This window comes from Streptomyces sp. NBC_00503, assembly GCF_036346895.1.
GTDB lineage: Bacteria > Actinomycetota > Actinomycetes > Streptomycetales > Streptomycetaceae > Streptomyces.
Window position 1 is genome coordinate 7,435,775 of record NZ_CP107855.1, and the last position, 18,084, is coordinate 7,453,858.

The window sequence follows — 18,084 nt, forward strand, 5'->3', positions numbered from 1 at the left end:
GGCAAGGGCGGCAGAATACCGTGATCGACGAGTCATACCAGAGTGTCCGGAAATCGCCCCCTCCGTGCGTCAACTGCCGCTTTACTGTGGTCCGATGCCAGTAGTGGACATCAGCGCCAGTGCCGAGGACTTCAACGCCGACCCGTACTCCTACTACGCGAGGCTCCGCGAGGCGGGCCCGGTCCACCAGGTCATCGTATCCGCCGACGAGTTCGAGCCGAGCTGGCTCGTCGTCGGCCACGAGGAAGCGCGCCAGGCCCTCAACCATCCCGCCCTGTCGAAGGACTGGAGGAGCTCGGGGAACTTCCCCGACGCGCTCGTCGCCGCGGTCAACTCCAACATGCTGGAGTCCGACCCGCCGCACCACACCCGGCTGCGCCGACTGGTCGCACGGGAGTTCACCGGCCGCCGGATGGAGGGCATGCGCGCCCGCGTCCAGCAGATCACCGACGGACTGCTCGACGCCATGGCCGCCCGGCCCGAACGCGCCGCCGACCTGATCGAGAGCCTGGCCTTCCCGCTGCCCATGACCGTGATCTGCGAGCTGCTCGGCGTCCCCGACCTGGACCGCGACCGCTTCCGCGCTTGGTCCAACGCGGTCGTGGCCCCCGCCCCCGGCACTCCGAACAACACCGCGCACCAGCAGCTCAGCGGCTACCTCAAGGAGCTCATCGACGCCAAGGCCAAGGAGCCCGGCGAGGACCTCCTCAGCGCACTGATCCGGACCCGGGACGAGGGAGGCGACTCCCTCTCGCACGACGAAGTGATCGGCATGGCCTTCCTGTTGCTGGTCGCGGGCCACGAGACCACCGTGAACCTGATATCCAACGGCATCCGGGCCCTGCTCGCCCACCCCGCCCAAATGGCCGCGCTCCGCGCCGACTTGGACGGACTCCTCGACGGGGCGGTCGAGGAGATGCTCCGCTACGACGGCCCCGTGCAGCACACCACCTACCGCTACGCCCGCGAGGCCCTGGAGATCGGCGGCACGGCCATACCGCGGGGAGCCACCGTGCTCGTCTCCCTGGGCGGAGCCGACCGCGACCCCGCACGCTTCGCCGAGCCCGACGCCTTCGACATCCGCCGGGCCCTCCAGGGCCATCTGGCCTTCGGACACGGACTCCACTTCTGCATCGGCGCCCCGCTGGCCCGCATGGAGGGCCGCATCGCGATCCGCTCCCTGCTGGAGCGCTTCCCCACCCTGACGGAAGACCCGGCGGCCGGACCCCCCGCCTGGCTGCCAGGCAGCCTGATGCGCGGAGTGAGCCGCCTCCCGCTCCGCTGGTAGCGCCGCGGCACCGGGCCGTCTCTTCCGGATCCTGCCGGGTCCGCGGATCTTGCCGGGGCCCCGGATCGGGAGGGGGGTTCCGGCTCCGGGATAATGATCGGTGGTGCGGGCCGGGCCCGCACCGCAAGCCGAGAACGACCCGAGATGGAGCCACCGATGGACGTACGTCACTTCGAGCGGATCACCGCGTTCATCGAGGCGCGGCTCACCCCGCTCTTCGCCGAGGAGACGGGCAGCGAGAACGGTTTCGGCATGGACGACACCTCCCGCGCCCTGCGCGCGCTGCGCAACGCCGCGCTGGAGGCCTCGGTGGCCAAGGGGCTCATCGAGCAGCGGGACGCGGCCGAGCCCGCCGTCCGCCGGGTCATCGACCAGTCGGTGGAGCACCACTGGGACGTGCTGCGCGGCATCGCCCGCCAGTGGGAGGACCACGCGGACTTCGTCCGCGAGTTCAAGCGCCACGCCTGGGAGCTCGACGAGGCCCCGGCCGCGGCGCCCGCCCAGTAGGGGATGCCGATGCCCCCCGTCGACCGGTTGACCGGTCGACGGGGGTGCGGTGGTTACGGCCTGGTCGTCTAGCGCAGGTCCATGCCCGGGTCGTCGATGACGCGTTCCTGCTCGCTCTGCTCCTGGAGGCGGCGGGCCTTGTCGCGCAGCCGTCGGCTCTCGTCCGGGTCGCTCGACCGCGCGGCCGCTTCGTTCAGCTCCTGGGCCTTGTCGCGCAGCTGCCGGGACCGGCCGTGGGACTCGCCTGCACTCATGATCACTCCTGCGTGCCGTGGGGGGACAGCGGAATTCAGCGAACCAGCCACGGGCCCGGAGCGCATCTCGAACCGTCACGCGCGGTGACGTCCGGCTACCACCAGTACGCGGGATACCTCGGAGCCCCGCGGCGCACGCGCGAGGCCGCGTACCCGGTGAGGACGAGCAGCACGGTCGAACCGAAGAGCAGCGGGACGAACCGGGTCGCCGCCGGGCTCTGGAGCACGACCACCACGGCCGTGGCGACGGCGGGGGAGTGCGGGGTGCGCGCGGCCATCAACAGGGCCAGGGTGACACCGGCGGCCACCGCGGCGGCCCAGGCGCTGCTCCCGGCCGCGGCGAGGACCCCGTAGCCCACGGCGGCTCCCAGCATGTGACCGATGACGACCCCGCGCGGCTGTGCCAGCGGCAGCGTGGGGGCGCTGTGGATCAGGGCGGCGCTGGCGGCCAAGGGGGGTATCAGGATCGGCTCGTGGAGCATGGCTCCGATGGCCACCAGCGACAGCAGGACCGTGGTCGCGGCGCTGATGCTGTGGATCGCGGCGGCGGCCGACGGCCGGGCGGGTGCCCGGCCGGCGATCGCCCGGCGGCGGGACGGTGCCGGGCCCGGAGCGGGGCCGCCTACGGGGGCCCCGGGTGCGGTCTCGGGCGCGGCATCGGGGGTGGACGGGGAGTGGAGCGCGGTACTCATTCTCGGCAGGTGGCTTCCGGGCAGGGCGGCCATCGGCCGGGCAGGGCGGGGGCGGAAGCGGTCGGGGCGGCGACGCGTTCCGCGGCGAGCCTATCCGGCGCCCTGCCGCGCGCCGGATACGGGTCCCTCGGCGGTCAGGCCGCTGCACGGCCGCGCGGCCACACAGCCACTCGACCCCACGGTCACGCGTTCGGGTCGAAGGGGATGCCGGCCGGTTTGGCCTTGGCGAGGTGGGCGTTGAACTGCCCGTCCTTGATCCCGAGCAGGGCGCTGCCGAAATCGGCCTGGCTCAGCTTGTCGCGCAGCCCCGCGGGGTAGCCGTTCCAGCCGACCAGCGTCGGGAACTGCCAGGTCCCCTTGTGGTTCTCGGGCGGCTCGTCGTTGGAGTTCGCGGCGCGGAAGCAGTGCGTGCCGATTCCGTCCTTGTGGTAGACGACCTTCGCGTGGGTGCCGTCGAAACGCATCTGCGAGCGGTCGTGGACCACGAAATTGCCGTGGGCGGAGGTCGAGACGTAGGCGACCTGGTTGTTCTGCACCCACACCACGACGTGCTCCCAGTCGTGCCGGTGCCCTGCGCTCCCCGGGCCGAGCGAGACCTGGTCCTTCTCGAAGTAGAGCGCGTACATGATCGCGCACCAGCCGTTGTTGCACTTCTCGCGCGAGTACCCGTTGGTGTTGTCCAGGTCGGAGAGGTCGCGGCAGTTCCCGTTGACGTCCCCTCCCAGCTTGAGGCCGGGGGCGATCGTGCCGTCCGGGCCGATGGCGGGGCTGGAGTAGCAGCCGTCCCGGTCGTAGTCGAAGGCCGGCTGGAAGGTCTGCTCCAGCCCGTCCGCGTTGCCGGGCAGGGCCCGGGGCGGAGCCGCGTAGGCGGCGGTGGGGAGGGCGAGGACGAGGGCGGCGGCCCCCGCCGTGGCCGCGAGCAGGGTTCTGCGGGTCCGCCGGGCCGGGCGGCCGGTACGGGCGCTCCAGGCCCCCCGACCCCGTCCGGACCGCTTCGCGGCCGGCCCGGCTTCCCTTGCCGTCGTGCTCGCCATGGCTTTCGGCGTCGTCATCGCGTCCTCCTCATCGGTCGTTCGGGCAACGCCCGTACGGGAATGCGGAGTTCAGCTTTCCGGGCTTCCGCCCCCCACACCAGGGGGGCGGAAGCCTGCCGTGGCCGGGAATCGCCGTCAGCGGCGCTCAGGGAGGTCCGCTTCGGCCGGGGCGGATGCGAAGCCGCGTACCGAGGTGGTTCCGGTCGCACCGGAGACGGCGGCCGGACCGGCGGGCCGCTTGCCGCAGAAGGCCGCCTCCAGGGTCCCGCCCAGGGCGGTGTTGGCCTGGCCCCGGTTGGAGGTGTTCGCCATCGCGGAGAGGCCGCGGCTGCCGTCGCGGGTGGTGAAGGTGTACGTGTAGAAGCCCTGCACCGTGCCCGTGTGGCCGTAGACCTGCGTGCCGCACGAGAGGTCGTAGCGGCGCAGGCCCAGCCCGTAGAACCGGGTGTTGGTGGTGTCGGTCGGGCTCATGGTGAGCATGGCGTCCAGCGTGCCCGGCCGCAGCAGCTTGCCGCGGACCAGGGCGGACGTGAAGGTGCTGAGATCGGCCGCGTTGGAGATCATCGCGCCCGCGGACTGCGCCCAGGACACGGTCTGCTCGGTCGAGTCGACCAGCGGCGCGCCCTCCTCGTCCGGGTGGAGGTAACCGGTGACGTGCAGGCCCTTGATGGCCGTGCCGGGGTGGACGTAGGAGGTGTCGCGCAGCTTCAGCGGCTTGATGATGCGGCGCTCGTACTCCTTGGCCACGGGCTTGCCGGTCAGCTTCTCGATCAGCATGCCCACGACGACGAAGTTCGTGTTCGAGTACTTGTACGCCGCACCGGGCTCGGTGGTCCGCGGTTCGGCGAGCGAGAGGCCGACGAGCTCCTGGTACGTGAACACCTTGTTCCGGACGGCCTCGAAGCCGGGAACGGTGTGCTCGAACATCGCGTTCGTGTAGTCCGCCAGGCCGCTGCGGTGGCTCAGCAGGTGGCGGACCGTGATCCGGTCGTCGGGCAGTACGCCCGGCAGGTAGCTGTTGACCGGCTTGTCCAGCTCGATCCTGCCCTCGTCCACCAGCTGGAGCAGGACCACGGCGGAGAACGTCTTGGTGACGCTGCCGATCCGGAAGCGGGCCTTGGGGTCCATGGCCGCGCCCGTGCTCCGGTCGCTGACCCCCTCCACCCTGGTCTGCACCCCGTCCGGGCCGGTGAAGCGGGCCATCGCTCCGGGCGCTCCGGCCGCCGTCGTACTGCGCAACGCCTGCGTCAGCGCTTCCAGATCGGGCGCGACCGGCCCGGGTGCCGGCTGCCCGGTCGTGGGGACGGGCGCCGCGGTGGCGGCCTGCGCGGCGGTGGCCGGCAGTACACCACCGGCGATCACGGCGAGCAGGGTGGCACTGACGGCAAGACGTCGCTGGTGGGACGAAAGGCGCACGTTGGTCCTCGACTTGGTGGTTAAGGGTGGGGATGGGCCGGGTAGGGCCGTTTCAGAGCCTACAAACGATCATCGGTGGGTAGGGGCGCATTCGAGCCAATCTGCCCTACTCGTCGTCGAGCTGGTGGTCGGCCCAGACGTAGCTCTCCGGCAGCAAGTCGGTGATGCGGACGGTGCGCAGGAGGTCGCCCGCGCCGACGATGACCTCAAGGTCGGGGAAGTAGTCGAGGAGGACCTGGCGGCACCGGCCGCACGGGGGGACGACTCCCCGGTCGCGGTCGCCCACGGCGACGATCGTGTCCAGCTCGTAGGCGCCCTGAGTGGCCGCCGTGCCGATGAGGACCAGCTCGGCGCAGGGGCCGCCGGTGAAGTGGTAGGCGTTGACCGCCGTGACGATCCGGCCGTCCCGGGTGCGGGCCGCGGCCGCCATGGTGTGGTTGTCGCCCCGGCAGCGAGTGCGCGCGATCTCGGCCGCGGCCCGGACGAGTTCGTGGTCGACGGGGTGGGTCTGGGTGGTCATCATCTCTGCCTTCCTGAGGTGTCAGGCGACGTTCGCCCAGGTGGGGGCGGTGCGCAAGCCAATATCGGCGGTGCGCTCCTGATGTGGCGTCAACCGCCCCCGCAGGCCTCCGGGGAGCGGTCCGGGGCGGCGGGGGACAGGTGCATGCGGCAGATCTCGGCCAGGCGGGCCGCGGGCTCCGGGTTCCACAGGCGGACGGTGCCGTCGTTGCTGCTGCTCGCCACCGTGTGGCCGTCGGGGGAGTAGGCGACGCCCCATACGGCGTTGGTGTGGCCCGAGAGGGCGGCTCGGAGCCGGTGTCCGGGCACGTCCCACAGGCGTACCGTGCGGTCGTTGCCGCTGCTCGCCAGGGTCCGTCCGTCGGGGGAGTAGGCGATGCCCCGCGCGGAGCCGGTGTGCCCGGTCAGGACGGCGGTCTCGCGGTGCTCCCGCGCGTCCCAGAGCCGGACCGTGCCGTCGTTGCCGCTGCTGGCCAGCGTCCGGCCGTCCGGGCTGAACGCGACGGCCCGTACCGCTCCCGCGTGCCCGGTGAGCACGGCCGGCGGGCGGTGCCCGGTCAGGTCCCACAGCCGTACCGTCAGATCGTCCCCGGCGCTGGCCAGCGTCCGCCCGTCGGGGCTGAACGCCACGTCGTTGGCGAAGTCCGTGTGCCCGGTGAGGGTGGCCAGCGCGCTGTGGGCGGCGGGGTCCCACAGGCGTACGGTGCCGTCGGCGCCGGCCGAGGCCAGGGTCCGGCCGTCCGGCGAGAACGCCACCGAGAAGACCGTCCCGTCGTGCCCGGTGAGGGTGGCGACGGCGCTGCGGGTGGAGGTGTCCCACAGGCGTACGGTGCCGTCGGTGCCCGCCGAGGCCAGGGTCCGGCCGTCCGGCGAGAACGCCACCGAGAACACGGTCTCGGTGTGTCCCGTGAACGTCTTCAGGACCCGGCGTGCGGCCACGTCCCACAACAGCACCGTGTGGTCGGCGTCGGCGGTGGCCAGCTGCTTCCCGTCGGGGCTGTACGCGGCGTGCCAGACCTCGGTGAAGGGACGCGCCGTCAGCACCGGCCCGCGCAGGTCCCACACCACCACGGACTGGTCGAACGCGGCAGTGGCCAGCAGCCCGCCGGCGGGGTCCACGGCGACCGCGAGCACGTAGTCGGTGTGCCCGGCGAGGGTCGCGGCCGCCCGGCCGCTGCGCAGGTCCCACAGCCGGGTCGTGCCGTCGCCGCCCCCGCTGACCACGGTGGTGCCGTCCGGGGTGTAGGCCACGGAGTTGACGTCGTCGCTGTGCCCGGCCAGCGTGGAGACCGGCTCGCCGGTGGCCGCGTCCCACACCCGTACGGTGCGGTCGGCGCCGCTGGAGGCGACCGTCCGCCCGTCCGGGGCGAAGGCCACGCCCAGCACCTCACCGGTGTGCCCTTCCAGCACGGCGAGCGGGAGCGCCCGCGCCGTGTCCCACAGGCGTACGGTCCGGTCGGCGCCGGCCGAGGCCAGGGTCCGGCCGTCCGGAGCGTAGGCCAGAGCGTGGACCCTTCCGGTGTGCCCGGTCAGGGTGGCGAGCTCGCGGTGCTCCCCGGCCGGATCCCGCAGCTGGATGGTTCCGTCCCCGGCCGCCACCGCGAGGGTCCGGCCGTCGGGGGCGAAGGCCACCGCCCTGGCGCCCGTGGTGCTCGGGGGCAGCACGGCCGCCGGGCCGGCCCCGCCGGTGGCCCAGAGCCGGACCGGGCCGTCGGTGGAACCGGCCGCCAGAGTCCGCCCGTCGGGGCTGAAGGCGACCGCACGCACCCGGCCGGGCGCCGTGAACACCGCGATGGTCCGCCGGTCGGCCACCCGGCGCAGCAGGACCTTCCCGTCGGAGCCGCCCGTGGCCAGCAGGGCGCCGTCCGGGGCGAAGGCCACCGCGTTGACCGGGCCGCCGTGCCCGCCGAGCCGGGCCAGGAAGGGCTGGGCCTGGGTGCTGAGCAGGGCGCCGCGGGCCTCGGGCGTGGCCTCGGCGCGGTACGCCTCGGCGGCCAGCCGCATCGAGGCCTCGGGCTGTCCGGCGGCCAGCGAGAGGGACCGTGCGGCGAGCGCCTGCGAGCGGGCGGTACGTTCCTGGGCGAGCGCCCCCGCACGCTGCTGGTACGCCACACCGCCCGCGGTCAGCGCCAGCAGGAGCAGGACGACCAGGGTGGCCAGCATCCGCTGCTGCAGCCGGACCTGGAGCCTGGCCCGGCGCAGCCGGCCGTCCTCCGCGGCCCGGCCGGCCCGGAGGAACTCGGCCTCCCGGGGGGCCAGCGGGCCGCTGCCGTCGAGCTCTTCGGCCCAGGCGCGGGCGGTGGCGAGGCGGGAGCCCCGGTAGAGGACGGACGGGTCGCGGCCCTCGCGCACCCACTCGTCGGCCGCCTGGGCCAGCTGCTGGTGGGCGAGGAGCGCGGCCCGGTCGGCGTGGATCCAGCCGCGCAGCCGCGGCCAGGCGTGCAACAGGGCCTCGTGGGTGATCTCGACGGTGTCGCTGTCCGTGGTGATCAGCTGGGCCCGGACGAAGGCGTCGAGGGCGGCCGCCGTCCGGCCGGCCGCGTCCTGCTCCAGCAGCGCGGCCCGGCTGACGCGGCGCCGAGTGGGTCCCGCCCCGTCGGCGATGTGGACCAGCCGCACCAGGAGCCTTCGGACCGTCCGCTGCTCGGCCGGATACAGGCCGGCGAAGACCTGCTCGGCGCGCTGCGCGACGACTCCCTGGACGCCGCCCGCGTACTCGTATCCGGCGACGGTCAGCGTGGAGCCCTCGCGCCGCTGCCAGGTGGCCATCAGTGCGTGGGACATCAGGGGCAGGGCTCCGGAGGGCGTATCGCCGGGCCTGGCGTACGCATCGGGGCCCGGCCCCGGACCCGGTCCCGCGCCCGGACCGGCGGGCGGCCCAGCGCCCTCGCGCACGCCCGCGTCCCGCAGGAGCAGCGGCACCAGCCCGGGTTCCAGGGTGAGTCCGGCGAGCTCCGCCGGGCGCGTGATCGACTCCCGCAGCTCCGCCACGGACATCGGGGGCAGCACGAACAGCCCGTCGGTGAAGGCGGCCGCCAGCTCGGGCAGTTCCAGAGCGCTCGCGGAGAAGTCGGCCCGCACCGCGAGCACCACGACGGCGGGGTCGTACCCGGTCACCGCGGGCCGGGCCCCGGCCACCGCGCAGAGCACCCTGACGAAGGTGTGGTGTTCGGCCTCGTCGGCGCAGAGGGTGAAGAGCTCCTCGAACTGGTCGACGAGCAGCACCGGGCGCACGGTCGGCAGATGGCGCGCCGCGGCCCCCGGCCGCAGACCGCCGGGCTCCGGCACGGCCCCGGCCCCGTCCGACAGCCGGTGCACGGCTTCCAGCAGCAGCTCCGGCCGGGCGCGCAGCATCTCCGGGGTGATGCCCGTATCCCCGCCCACCGCTTCGGCGGTGGCGTCGAGCAGCTCGCGCAAGGGGTGTGCGGTGGGGGTGAACCGGACGACGGGCCAGCCGTCGGCGCCCGCCACCGGGAAGGCACCCCGCCCGAGGGCCGGGACCAGACCGGCGCCGAGCAGGGAGGACTTGCCGACGCCCGACCCGGCGAGGAGCAGCAGCGGCCCGTGGCCGAGGCGTTCGTGGGCCCGTTCGACGAGGGCGGCCGTGGCGCGCTCCCGGCCGAAGAACCACCGCTCGTCCTGCGGGGTGAAGGCGTCCGGGCCGCGGTACGGGCACGCGCCGTCGGACGGTGGTCCGGGCGCGGGTCCGGAAGGCGACGGGGGAGCCTCGCGCGCGGCGGAGCCGGTGCGCGCCCCGGCCGGGGGCTCGGCCCCCTCGGTCTCCGGTACCAGCCGCAGGAGTTCGCCCCCCGCCTCCAGGACCCGGTCGCAGCTGCGCGCGACATCGGCGGTGACCGGCTTGACGCCGGTCTCGATCTTGCTCAGATAGCCCTTGCTGTAATGCGTCCGGCGGGCCAGGTCGGCGAGCGAGAGGCCGCGCTCCACCCGTAGCCGCCGCAACTGGGCGGGAAAGGGCGGCGCGGTGTCCCCGGCCGGATCGTGTGAGGTGTCGTGTCGGCCGGCGGTTCGTCCGCGGTCCGGATCCCCCAAGGCATCCCCCATGGCACAGTGCGCCCAGGTCGTGAGAGCGGATGGCCAGGCTAGCGCGGGGGTCTGACGGCCTACCGGCCATTCGTGCGGCGCGGCGTGAAACGGGGGTGTTCCGGAGCCGTCCAGCGGCCGGCTCCGGAACGTCCTTGCGAAGGACGAACGAATGAGTGGGTGAGTGGGTGAATGAACCGACGAACGGGTGGAGGCGTGCCCGGCTACGGCCGGTTGAGGGTGATGGAATTGATCGGTCCGAGGTCGGCGTAGACCCCGGTGCCCGCGGCGATGGGGTTGCCGCAGTTGCTGCCGCCGGAGCCGTAACACAGGCTGGCCGAGGCGCCGCCCGTCTGGTTGTTGAGCACCCAGTGGTTGCCGAACTGGTTGCTCAGGTTGTGCGCCCCGTAGCTGTAGTAGATCTGGCTCGGCTTGACGGCCGGGTTCTGGTTCTGCGGGTAGATGCAGACCGCGCCGTCCGGGCAGCCGGCCCAGGCATCGGCCGGGTGCGCGCCGGCCGTGCCACCGAGGGCGAGGACGGCGGCCGTGGCGGTGGCGAACGCGGCGGCGCCGCGGATCATCTTGCGCATGATGTCCCCTTGTGGGTCTTGGCTCCTGCTGACGACTCGAGCCTGTCCCCGGCGGACCCCGGGGTCGACGGGTTTCCCGTTGCCGGTCGGCCGCCCGCCCAGGGAAACCGCCCCTGACCAGCGAGGTCGCGGATGCGGAGGCAACACCGGCCGCTGCCCCTTCGGCCCAGCGGGGGTGAGGCCTTCGGGCGAACGCGCTGCGCGGCGCGCGGTGCGGGCACCGCCGGGGTGATAGCCCGTGGTGACCAACACACCTCGGAGGTGCGGCCGCTCATGACCAGGCGACTCCTGACGCGGCCGTCGCGCCGCCCGGCCGCAGCGCGCGCCGACGGCCGCGCCGGTACGACGGGTCCGGTGGGTCCGGCGGGCAGGGCCGGTGCACCGGTCTCCCCGGTCCTGCGCACGGCGGCCGCCTACGCCTGGCGGCTGCTGGTCGTCGGCGCCGCGGCGTACGGGGTCTTCGCGATGCTGGGACGGTTCCACGAGATCGCGCTCGCCCTCTTCCTCGGCCTGGTGGCCGCCGCGATGCTGCGCCCCCCGGCCGACCTGCTGGCCCGGCTGATGCCGAGGGGGCTCGCGGTGGCGTGCACGCTGATCGTCAGTGCGGTCCTGGTGCTCGGCGGCCTCGCGCTGGTCGGGGAGGCGGTGGCGGGGGAGTGGCCCTCACTGGTGCGGGAGTTCAGGGACGGACTGGGCCGGATCCAGGTCTGGCTGGCGGGTCCCCCGCTGCGGTTGGACGCGCACGTGCTGGACGATTTCCAGTCGCGGATCGGCTCCTACCTCTCCAGCCACCGCTCGACCCTGATGAGTACGGTGCTGAGCGGGGCGGGGCGCGTCGTGGCGGTGTTCACCGTGGCGGCCCTCGGGCTGTTCTGCTCCGTGTTCTTCATCCACTCGGGCGACCGGCAGTGGTCCTGGTTCTGCGCACAGCTGCCGCGGGGGGCCCGGGCCCGGGTGGGTCGCGCGGGGGCAGCGGCCTGGCGGACCTTCACCGGCTACACCCGCGGCATCGTGCTCGTGGCCGCGACCAACGCCGTTCTCGTGTGCATCGCGCTGTTCGTCCTCGGCGTGCCGCTGGCGGTCCCGTTGGCGCTGCTGGAGTTCTTCGCCGCGTTCGTGCCGCTCATCGGCTCCCCGGTGGCCCTCGCCGTGGCCGCGGTCGTCGCCCTGGCCACCAAGGGGCCGCTCGTGGCGGCCCTGGTGGTCGCGCTCATCGTCGTCATCGGCCAGATCGAGGGGCACCTGCTGCATCCCCTGGTGATGAGCTGGGCGGTACGCCTGCACCCCATGGTGGTGGCCCTGTCGGTGGTCGCCGGGGCCATCGCAGCCGGGATCGTGGGGGCCGTGGTGGCGGTGCCGCTGGTCTCGGTCGCCTGGTCGGTCCGCCAGTCCCTGCACGACGGCCGCACCCGCTGACGTACCACTCCGGGCGCACGTGGCGAGGTACGGGCTCAACCGGGTGGCCGTGCGGCCGGATTCAGCCGAGGAGGTGGAGCTGCGCGTAGCGGATGGCGGCGACGCGGTCGCGGGAACCGGTCTTGGCGAAGATGTGGTTGATGTGGGTCTTGACCGTGTTGGTGCTCAGGAACAGGTCCGCCGCGATCTCGGTGTTGCTCCGGCCGCGGGCCAGCAGGGTCAGGATCTCGCCCTCCCGCGGGGTGAGCCCGTCGGGGAGCACCTTCGCGGGCCCGGCCCCGGGCCCGGCCTCGGGCCCGGGCGCCGGCGGGCGGGCGGCGGCGGCCAGCAGGGTTGCCTGGACCTGCGGGTCCAGGACGGTGTAGCCGCCGGCCGCGCTGTGCAGCGTACGGGCGATGTGATCGCGCTCGGCGTCCTTGGTGAGATAGGCGCGGGCGCCCGCCCGCAGGGTCTCCAGGACGGAATCGTCGTCCGCGTACGTGGTCAGCACCACCACCGCCACGGAGGGGAAGCCGGCCGTGAGCCGCCGGGTGGCCTCGGTGCCGTCCATCACGGGCATGTGCAGGTCCAGCAGGATCGCGTCGGGGAGGTGCTCGGCCACCTGTTCCAGGGCCTCCTGGCCGTTGGCGGCCGTGCCCACGACCCGGATGTCATCGAGCAGGTCCAGCATGATGGCCAGCCCCTCGCGGATGGTCGCCTGGTCGTCCGCGACCACGACGCGCAGCGGGGCCGCGGGGCCCGCGGTCGCGCCGGTCCCGGCTGTCCCGGCGGGACCACCCGTCGTCGGGCCGGTCATCGGGGGATCCCGGCGGTGCGCGGGATGGCGGCGGTGACGGTCCACTCGCCGTTCCGGACGCCCGCGGTCAGGGCGCCGCCGACGAGCAGGAGCCGCTCGCGCATGCCGGTGAGCCCGAAGCCGCCGTCGACGGTCCTGAACCCCGGCTTCCCGGCCGCCGCCTCCCTGGGGCTCCGGCCGTCGCCGCGGTCACTGCCGAGGGGGTTGCGGACGGTCAGGGTCACGGCGTGGTCCTCGTAGCTCAGGGTCACTCCCACCGGCCGGCCGGGAGCGTGCTTGGCGGCGTTGGTCAGGGCCTCCCCGGCGGCGCGCAGCAGACACAGCACCTGCTCGGGCGGGAGCTGCACGGGCCCGCCCTCCACAGCCACGGTGACCGGATCCGTGTGCCGCCGCCGGTGGGCCTCGGCCAACTCGCCCAGCGCCTCGGGCAGCGGCGCGAGATCGCTGCGCAGGGCGTGGACGGCCCGCCGGGTCTCGGTCAGCCCCTCCGTGGTCAGCCGCTGGGCGGTGGCCAGGATCTCGTCGGCCCTGCGGGGGTCGCCCCCGGCGAGCAGGGCGCGGGCCGTCTGGATCTGGATGCCGAGGGCACCCAGCGAGTGGGCCAGTACGTCGTGGATCTCGCGGGCGATGCGGGCCCGCTCGTCCAGCACCGCCGTACGCCCCTGCTCGGCCCGCAGCTCCTCGGCCTGGGCGAGCAGGATGACGTTCTGCTCGGCGCGCACCCGCTGCGCCCGGCGGTTGCGGCCCATCAGCAGGCCCGTCAGCAGCAGGAGGGGAAAGCCCAGGAGGATTCCGCGTCCCGAGCCGTTCAGCAGGGCGCCGGTCCCGACCGAGACGATCCCGGCGGCGGTGACCACCCGGCCGACCGGCGGATCGGTCTCGCTGCCCGCGGCGATGACGGCCATGCCGGCCAGGCCCAGGAGGGTCCCGCCGCCCGGATAGGGGCTCGCGAACCCGCCGGCCACGGCCATTCCGGTGAAGGCGACCGGCAGCAGGGCGCAGCCGCGGGCGCCCCGGACGTCCAGCAGGGCCCAGAGCGCGAGGAAGCCCCCGCAGAGCACGTAGGCGGCGACCACCACCGGATGAGCGGAGCGGTCGGCGCCGGACGCCGGATAGAGGGCCCCGGCACCGATGACGGCGAACGCGGCAGCCCGGATCAGCCAGGGCACGGTACGCAGCACACGGCCACGATACGGCCGGGCGGCGGGGCCCGGCTGCCGGGCCGGCACACCGCCGGGGCCGCCGCTGGAGCCGCCCCGGCCGTCCCGGTCGCGCAGGCCGTCCGGAGAGGTCATCGCCGGTACTCGCGCTTCCCGCCGCGCGCACGCTCGTACGGACGTGCCGACTGCCGCCCGAGCAGCGAGCCGAACGCGGAGTCCGGCGCGGGGAAGGTGGAACCGTCCTTCTCGGGGGCGAACGGCACCGGACCCGCCAGCGCCCGCGCGGCGATGACCAGGGCCTGCCCGAGGCGGTTGACGCCGAGCATCAGCAGCAGCGGAGCGGTGGACGCGGCGAGCCGGGCGTCCAGGCCGTGCGCGATCACCACGACGGCGATCCGCGAGACGATCAGCGCCGCCCACCACCACAGACCCCGCGAGGGCATCCGCGCCCACAGGACGCCCTCGCGCTCCTCCAGCGCGGTCGCCCAGCCCTGTCCGATGCCGAGCCCCAGGGACACGAGGGCGCCGACGGAGAGCAGGACGAGGTCGGCCACGGAAGGGTGGACGCCGTTCCTGGCGAGGCTGAAGGCGCCGACGACCGTCAGGACCACCGGCGGCACCACCAGCCGCTTTCCCCGCAGCGGTGAGCTCCGGAGCTGGCGCTTGATCACGTAGCCGACCACCACCAGTGCCAGCAGGACTTCCAGCACGCCGTTCATCGCGACTCCCAGGTCGATGGCGGGCGGGCTGCCCCGGTCCGCTCCGGTTCTCCACGCTAGGAGCGGGCCCGGCGCCCGGCGTCACCCCGTGCGGCGAGGCCCGGGGTGATCCGGGGACCCCGGCGTAGTACCCGGGGGTGCCCGCACAGCGGGCGCGGGTACCGCCCCGGGGCGAAGCACGGTACAACTGCTGTGCGAAGAGGGGGCTGGGATGCGGCGGGGGACAACCGAATGGTTCCTGGGCGCGGCCGACGAGGAGATACGGGCACTGGAAGAAGTGCCCGGCATCGACCCGGAGCGGCTGCGCGAACTGTGGTGCGCGGAACCGGAGCTGATGCTCCGCCTCGACCGGCTCTACGCGGCTGCGCAGCGGGCCTTCGAACGCCGGACGCGCGCCGCCGTCACCGAGGACCTGCTCCGCGCCCTGCGCGCGGTGGCCCGGGGAGCGGACGTGGCCCGGCTGGACACGGCGGTCGCCGTTGCCGGGGCCCGACTGGAGGCCGATACGGCCACCGCCGCATCGCGCGGCCTCAACACCGGCCTGACCTGCGGGATCGTGGTCAGCCCGGTGATCCTGACGGTGGTCTTCGCGCTCGGGGCGTGGGTGCCCGGACTCTTCGGCATCGACTTCGGCTGCCAGGAGCGGCAGGCCCTCGTCCACGCCCTGGTGTGCTTCGCGGGCGGCGCCATGGGCGCCGTCTTCAGCGTCATCATCCGGCTGCGCGACCCCCAGAAGCTGATCCGCACCCGGGCCGGGCACGGCAACCTGGTCTCCGACCCCGTCCAGTTGGCCCAGATCCTGCGCCAGGAGGGCTGGTACCGGGTGGTGGTGGGCTGGTTCCTGGCCACCTCGCTCTTCCTGCTCGTCAGCGGCGGCATCCTCACCGTCCTGACCCCGCCGGCCTCCCCGGCCGACCTGTGCGGCCCCGGCCCGCTCACGGCCGCCGGGCACGAGGCCCTGGTCAAGGCCTGGTTCTTCTGGGGCGCCCTCGGATTCCTCGCCGGGCTCAACGAACGCTGGGCCCACGGCCTGCTGCGCCACCCCTCGGCGCCCCGCGACGAGCCCGGACAGACGGACGGCCCTCGCCTCCCCTAGCGCGGTGACCGGAACCAGCCCGGGCCCGGTCCGGCGCGGGCGGCGGCTGGCCCGGACCGGCCGCAGACAAGGGGTGCACAAGCGTTTACCCTGGGGGGTGAACATGCGTACACCCCCCCATCGGGCCAGCGTTGGGAGCACCATGCAGTCCGCCCGGACACCCGGCCCCGGCGCCCGTCCGCGCCTGATCGTCCCCGTCCTCGCCTTCTGCGGTGCGGTCGTCGCCGTCATGCAGACCCTGGTCGTCCCCCTGCTGCCGCACGTACCGGACCTCACCGGCAGCAGTCCGGCCGCCGCAGGCTGGCTCGTCACCATCACCCTGCTCACCGGTGCGGTCTTCACCCCCGTACTCGGCCGGGCCGGCGACATGTACGGCAAGCGCCGCGTGCTCCTCGCCTCGCTCGGGGTGCTCACCGCGGGCTCCGTGATGTGCGCCGTCACCTCCGACATCGGCTGGCTGATCGGGGGCCGCGCCCTCCAGGGATCCGCCCTCGCCGTCATCCCGCTCGGCATCAGCATCATCCGCGACGAACTCCCGGCGGAGCGCGTCCTGCCCTCCATCGCCCTGATGAGCTCCACCCTCGGCATCGGAGCCGCAATAGGCCTGCCCGTGGCCGCCCTGGTCGTCGAGAACTTCGACTGGCACACCATGTTCTGGGCCTCCGCAGCCCTCGGGCTGCTCGACGTCCTCCTCGTGCTGTGGATCGTCCCCGAATCGCCGCTGCGCACCGAGGGCCGCTTCGACGTACCCGGCACCCTCGGCCTGGCCGCCACCCTCGTGGCGCTGCTCCTCGCGATCACCCAGGGCGCCGACTGGGGCTGGACCTCCGCGCCCACCCTCGCCCTGCTCGCCGCCGCCCTGGTCGTCGGCGTGCTCTGGGGCCGCTACGAGCTGCGGACCGGATCCCCGATGGTCGACCTGCGCGTCTCGGCCCGGCCCGCCGTCCTGCTCACCAACGTCGCGGCCCTCCTCGTCGGCTTCGCCTTCTACGCGAACTCCCTGGCCACGGCCCAGATGGTGCAGGAACCGACGAACACCGGGTACGGGCTCGGCGCCTCCATCGTGGTCAGCGGCCTGTGCCTGCTGCCCGGCGGGCTGGCCATGGTCGTGCTGTCCCCGGTCTCGGCGCGCCTCTCCGCCGCCTACGGCCCCCGGTCCGCCCTCGCCCTCGGCGCGGCCGTCATGGCACTGGGCTACGTGGTCCGCTTCTTCACCAGCCACACCCTCTGGCTGATCGTGGCCGGAGCCACGGTGGTCTCCTGCGGCACGGCCCTGGCCTACTCGGCGCTGCCCGCGCTCGTCATGCGGGCCGTGCCGGTGACCGAGACCGGGGCCGCGAACGGCCTCAACACCCTCATGCGCTCCGTGGGCCAGGCCTGTTGCAGCGCGGTCGTCGCGGCCGTGCTCGCCCACATGACCTTCCTGGCGGGCGGGCGCAGCGCCCCCACCCTGCACGCGTACCTGCTGGTCTTCCTCATCGCGGCCGGGGCGGCCCTCGCCGCGCTGGCGGCCGCGCTCTGCCTGCCCCCGGCCCGAACGCCCGGTGCCGCCGGTGCGCCCGGCAAGCCCGGTACGGTCGCGGTGACGCAGTCCGCGCCCGCCGCCCGGGAGAGCACATGACCACCGCCGAGGAACCCGGCGCAGACACCGAGACCGATGCCGACACCGGCACTCACACCGGCGCCGAATCCGAGACCGACACCGGGAGCGGCCGCGAAGCCATCGTGCGCGCCGCCCGCCGGGCGTTCACCCTGCGCCCGTACGCCGAGGTCACCCTGCGCTCCATCGCCGCCGACGCCGGGGTCAGCCCGTCCCTGATCGTGAAGCGGTTCGGCAGCAAGGAGCGGCTCTTCAACACGGTCGCCGACTTCGAGCCGGCCGCCGATGCGCTGTTCTCGGCGGCTCCGGACGTGCTGGGCCGCCACCTGGTCCTGACCACGCTCCGGCTCCGCGACGAGCTGCGCGGGGACCCGCTGCTGCGGGTGGTCTTCTCCCTCGGCATCGACGACGAGCGCACCCTGCTGCGCGAACGCTTCCGGGAGCAGGTCACCGCACGGCTCGCCGGCACCCTCGCCGGACGCGACCGGGAGCTGCGCGCCGAGCTGATCGCGGGCCAGTTGCTGGGCCTGGGCGCGACCCTGAGCCTGCACCGGCCCGATGGCGCGGGAACCCGTACGCCGCCGGAGCGGCTGGCGGATCTGTACGCGCCCGGGCTCCAGGTGCTCATCGACGGCGCGGCCGGACAGCACGACCGGGAAGAGCCGGTTAGCGTCGTGGGATGAGCAGCGAATCGCAGAACTTCGAGATCCTGCTGGTGCCCGAGCACGTGGTGGAGGGGTCCAGCGACGACGCCGTCCGGTCGGCCGTGGTCGCGCCGACCGGCCAGAGCGGCGCCTCGGGTTACCCCCGTTACTCCGGGGAGGGGATGGTGGCCGACATCGATCCCGTCACCCGGACGGTCGAAGCGCTCCTCGTGGACGGCTCCGAACTCGACTACGGCCTCAAGCCCGTCCTGCACCCGAAGAACTGACCGGTCGCGCCGGTGCGGGCGGCGC

General features: G+C 74.1%; 17 protein-coding genes. 7 read left to right on the plus strand and 10 right to left on the minus strand.

The annotated features are described in order from the left end of the window. Nucleotides 1-94: 94 nt before the first annotated feature. Nucleotides 95-1,288 carry a cytochrome P450 family protein gene (locus tag OG490_RS33885; protein WP_330300097.1) on the plus strand — a complete coding sequence of 398 codons (1,194 nt, stop codon included), beginning with the start codon at nt 95-97 and terminating at the stop codon, nt 1,286-1,288. Between the two features lie 156 nt (nt 1,289-1,444). Then, nucleotides 1,445-1,795 carry a hypothetical protein gene (locus tag OG490_RS33890; protein WP_330300098.1) on the plus strand — a complete coding sequence of 117 codons (351 nt, stop codon included), beginning with the start codon at nt 1,445-1,447 and terminating at the stop codon, nt 1,793-1,795. A gap of 68 nt (nt 1,796-1,863) precedes the next feature. Here the strand turns inward: OG490_RS33890 and OG490_RS33895 are convergent, their stop codons facing one another. The 7 genes from OG490_RS33895 to OG490_RS33925 form a co-directional block, all read right to left on the minus strand. Continuing rightward, entirely contained in the window at nt 1,864-2,049 is a 186-nt protein-coding gene (locus OG490_RS33895) for a DUF6381 family protein (RefSeq protein ID WP_330300099.1), read from the minus strand. 95 nt (nt 2,050-2,144) lie between these two features. Beyond that, the gene (locus OG490_RS33900; RefSeq protein WP_330300100.1) at nt 2,145-2,741 is read right to left on the minus strand and encodes an HPP family protein; all 597 of its coding nucleotides are present in this window, start codon (nt 2,739-2,741) and stop codon (nt 2,145-2,147) included. Between the two features lie 182 nt (nt 2,742-2,923). After that, nucleotides 2,924-3,793, minus strand: coding sequence for an NPP1 family protein (locus OG490_RS33905; RefSeq protein ID WP_330300101.1), 870 nt, complete (start codon nt 3,791-3,793; stop codon nt 2,924-2,926). A 117-nt stretch (nt 3,794-3,910) separates the two neighbouring features. Further along, entirely contained in the window at nt 3,911-5,191 is a 1,281-nt protein-coding gene (locus OG490_RS33910; protein WP_330300102.1) for a serine hydrolase domain-containing protein, read from the minus strand. 106 nt (nt 5,192-5,297) lie between these two features. Then, the gene (locus tag OG490_RS33915) at nt 5,298-5,711 is read right to left on the minus strand and encodes a cytidine deaminase family protein (protein WP_330301167.1); all 414 of its coding nucleotides are present in this window, start codon (nt 5,709-5,711) and stop codon (nt 5,298-5,300) included. 89 nt (nt 5,712-5,800) lie between these two features. Further along, on the minus strand, nt 5,801-9,760 hold the full coding sequence (locus tag OG490_RS33920; protein ID WP_330300103.1) for an nSTAND1 domain-containing NTPase: 3,960 nt from the start codon (nt 9,758-9,760) through the stop codon (nt 5,801-5,803). A 215-nt stretch (nt 9,761-9,975) separates the two neighbouring features. Next, nucleotides 9,976-10,341: a hypothetical protein gene (locus OG490_RS33925; RefSeq protein ID WP_330300104.1), complete on the minus strand. Its 366-nt coding sequence runs from the start codon at nt 10,339-10,341 to the stop codon at nt 9,976-9,978. Between the two features lie 273 nt (nt 10,342-10,614). Here OG490_RS33925 and OG490_RS33930 point away from each other — a divergent pair, with 273 nt between their 5' ends. Next, nucleotides 10,615-11,757, plus strand: a complete 1,143-nt coding sequence (locus tag OG490_RS33930) for an AI-2E family transporter (RefSeq protein WP_330300105.1) — start codon at nt 10,615-10,617, stop codon at nt 11,755-11,757. 61 nt (nt 11,758-11,818) lie between these two features. On the opposite strand, the gene OG490_RS33935 is transcribed toward OG490_RS33930, so the two are convergent. Genes OG490_RS33935 through OG490_RS33945 form a run of 3 tightly spaced genes read right to left on the minus strand, consistent with a single transcriptional unit; the run spans nt 11,819 to nt 14,432 of the window. Then, on the minus strand, nt 11,819-12,553 hold the full coding sequence (locus tag OG490_RS33935) for a response regulator transcription factor (RefSeq protein WP_330300106.1): 735 nt from the start codon (nt 12,551-12,553) through the stop codon (nt 11,819-11,821). Next, nucleotides 12,550-13,848, minus strand: coding sequence for a sensor histidine kinase (locus tag OG490_RS33940; RefSeq protein ID WP_330300107.1), 1,299 nt, complete (start codon nt 13,846-13,848; stop codon nt 12,550-12,552). Before OG490_RS33940 ends, OG490_RS33935 begins: the two co-directional genes overlap by 4 nt. Next, nucleotides 13,845-14,432, minus strand: a complete 588-nt coding sequence (locus OG490_RS33945) for a hypothetical protein (protein WP_330300108.1) — start codon at nt 14,430-14,432, stop codon at nt 13,845-13,847. The genes OG490_RS33940 and OG490_RS33945 overlap by 4 nt, the downstream gene beginning before the upstream one ends. A 211-nt stretch (nt 14,433-14,643) precedes the next feature. Between OG490_RS33945 and OG490_RS33950 the strand changes: the two genes are divergently transcribed. From OG490_RS33950 to OG490_RS33965, 4 genes are all read left to right on the plus strand, one after another. Continuing rightward, nucleotides 14,644-15,528, plus strand: a complete 885-nt coding sequence (locus tag OG490_RS33950; RefSeq protein WP_330300109.1) for a hypothetical protein — start codon at nt 14,644-14,646, stop codon at nt 15,526-15,528. Nucleotides 15,529-15,670: 142 nt separating this feature from the next. After that, on the plus strand, nt 15,671-17,149 hold the full coding sequence (locus OG490_RS33955; RefSeq protein ID WP_330300110.1) for an MFS transporter: 1,479 nt from the start codon (nt 15,671-15,673) through the stop codon (nt 17,147-17,149). Continuing rightward, nucleotides 17,146-17,811 (plus strand): TetR/AcrR family transcriptional regulator, encoded by a 666-nt coding sequence (locus tag OG490_RS33960; RefSeq protein ID WP_330300111.1) that lies wholly within the window; start codon nt 17,146-17,148, stop codon nt 17,809-17,811. Before OG490_RS33955 ends, OG490_RS33960 begins: the two co-directional genes overlap by 4 nt. After that, nucleotides 17,808-18,059: a hypothetical protein gene (locus OG490_RS33965; protein WP_330300112.1), complete on the plus strand. Its 252-nt coding sequence runs from the start codon at nt 17,808-17,810 to the stop codon at nt 18,057-18,059. The genes OG490_RS33960 and OG490_RS33965 overlap by 4 nt, the downstream gene beginning before the upstream one ends. The last annotated feature ends 25 nt before the right edge of the window (nt 18,060-18,084 follow it).

Excerpts from the sequence above, each read along its gene's own strand:
- OG490_RS33885 (WP_330300097.1), top strand. The coding sequence starts at position 95 with ATGCCAGTAGTGGACATCAGCGCCAGTGCCGAGGACTTCAACGCCGAC.
- OG490_RS33890 (WP_330300098.1), top strand. The coding sequence starts at position 1,445 with ATGGACGTACGTCACTTCGAGCGGATCACCGCGTTCATCGAGGCGCGG.
- OG490_RS33895 (WP_330300099.1), bottom strand. The coding sequence starts at position 2,049 with ATGAGTGCAGGCGAGTCCCACGGCCGGTCCCGGCAGCTGCGCGACAAG.
- OG490_RS33900 (WP_330300100.1), bottom strand. The coding sequence starts at position 2,741 with ATGAGTACCGCGCTCCACTCCCCGTCCACCCCCGATGCCGCGCCCGAG.
- OG490_RS33905 (WP_330300101.1), bottom strand. The coding sequence starts at position 3,793 with ATGACGACGCCGAAAGCCATGGCGAGCACGACGGCAAGGGAAGCCGGG.
- OG490_RS33915 (WP_330301167.1), bottom strand. The coding sequence starts at position 5,711 with ATGACCACCCAGACCCACCCCGTCGACCACGAACTCGTCCGGGCCGCG.
- OG490_RS33925 (WP_330300104.1), bottom strand. The coding sequence starts at position 10,341 with ATGCGCAAGATGATCCGCGGCGCCGCCGCGTTCGCCACCGCCACGGCC.
- OG490_RS33930 (WP_330300105.1), top strand. The coding sequence starts at position 10,615 with ATGACCAGGCGACTCCTGACGCGGCCGTCGCGCCGCCCGGCCGCAGCG.
- OG490_RS33935 (WP_330300106.1), bottom strand. The coding sequence starts at position 12,553 with ATGACCGGCCCGACGACGGGTGGTCCCGCCGGGACAGCCGGGACCGGC.
- OG490_RS33940 (WP_330300107.1), bottom strand. The coding sequence starts at position 13,848 with ATGACCTCTCCGGACGGCCTGCGCGACCGGGACGGCCGGGGCGGCTCC.
- OG490_RS33945 (WP_330300108.1), bottom strand. The coding sequence starts at position 14,432 with ATGAACGGCGTGCTGGAAGTCCTGCTGGCACTGGTGGTGGTCGGCTAC.
- OG490_RS33950 (WP_330300109.1), top strand. The coding sequence starts at position 14,644 with ATGCGGCGGGGGACAACCGAATGGTTCCTGGGCGCGGCCGACGAGGAG.
- OG490_RS33955 (WP_330300110.1), top strand. The coding sequence starts at position 15,671 with ATGCAGTCCGCCCGGACACCCGGCCCCGGCGCCCGTCCGCGCCTGATC.
- OG490_RS33960 (WP_330300111.1), top strand. The coding sequence starts at position 17,146 with ATGACCACCGCCGAGGAACCCGGCGCAGACACCGAGACCGATGCCGAC.
- OG490_RS33965 (WP_330300112.1), top strand. The coding sequence starts at position 17,808 with ATGAGCAGCGAATCGCAGAACTTCGAGATCCTGCTGGTGCCCGAGCAC.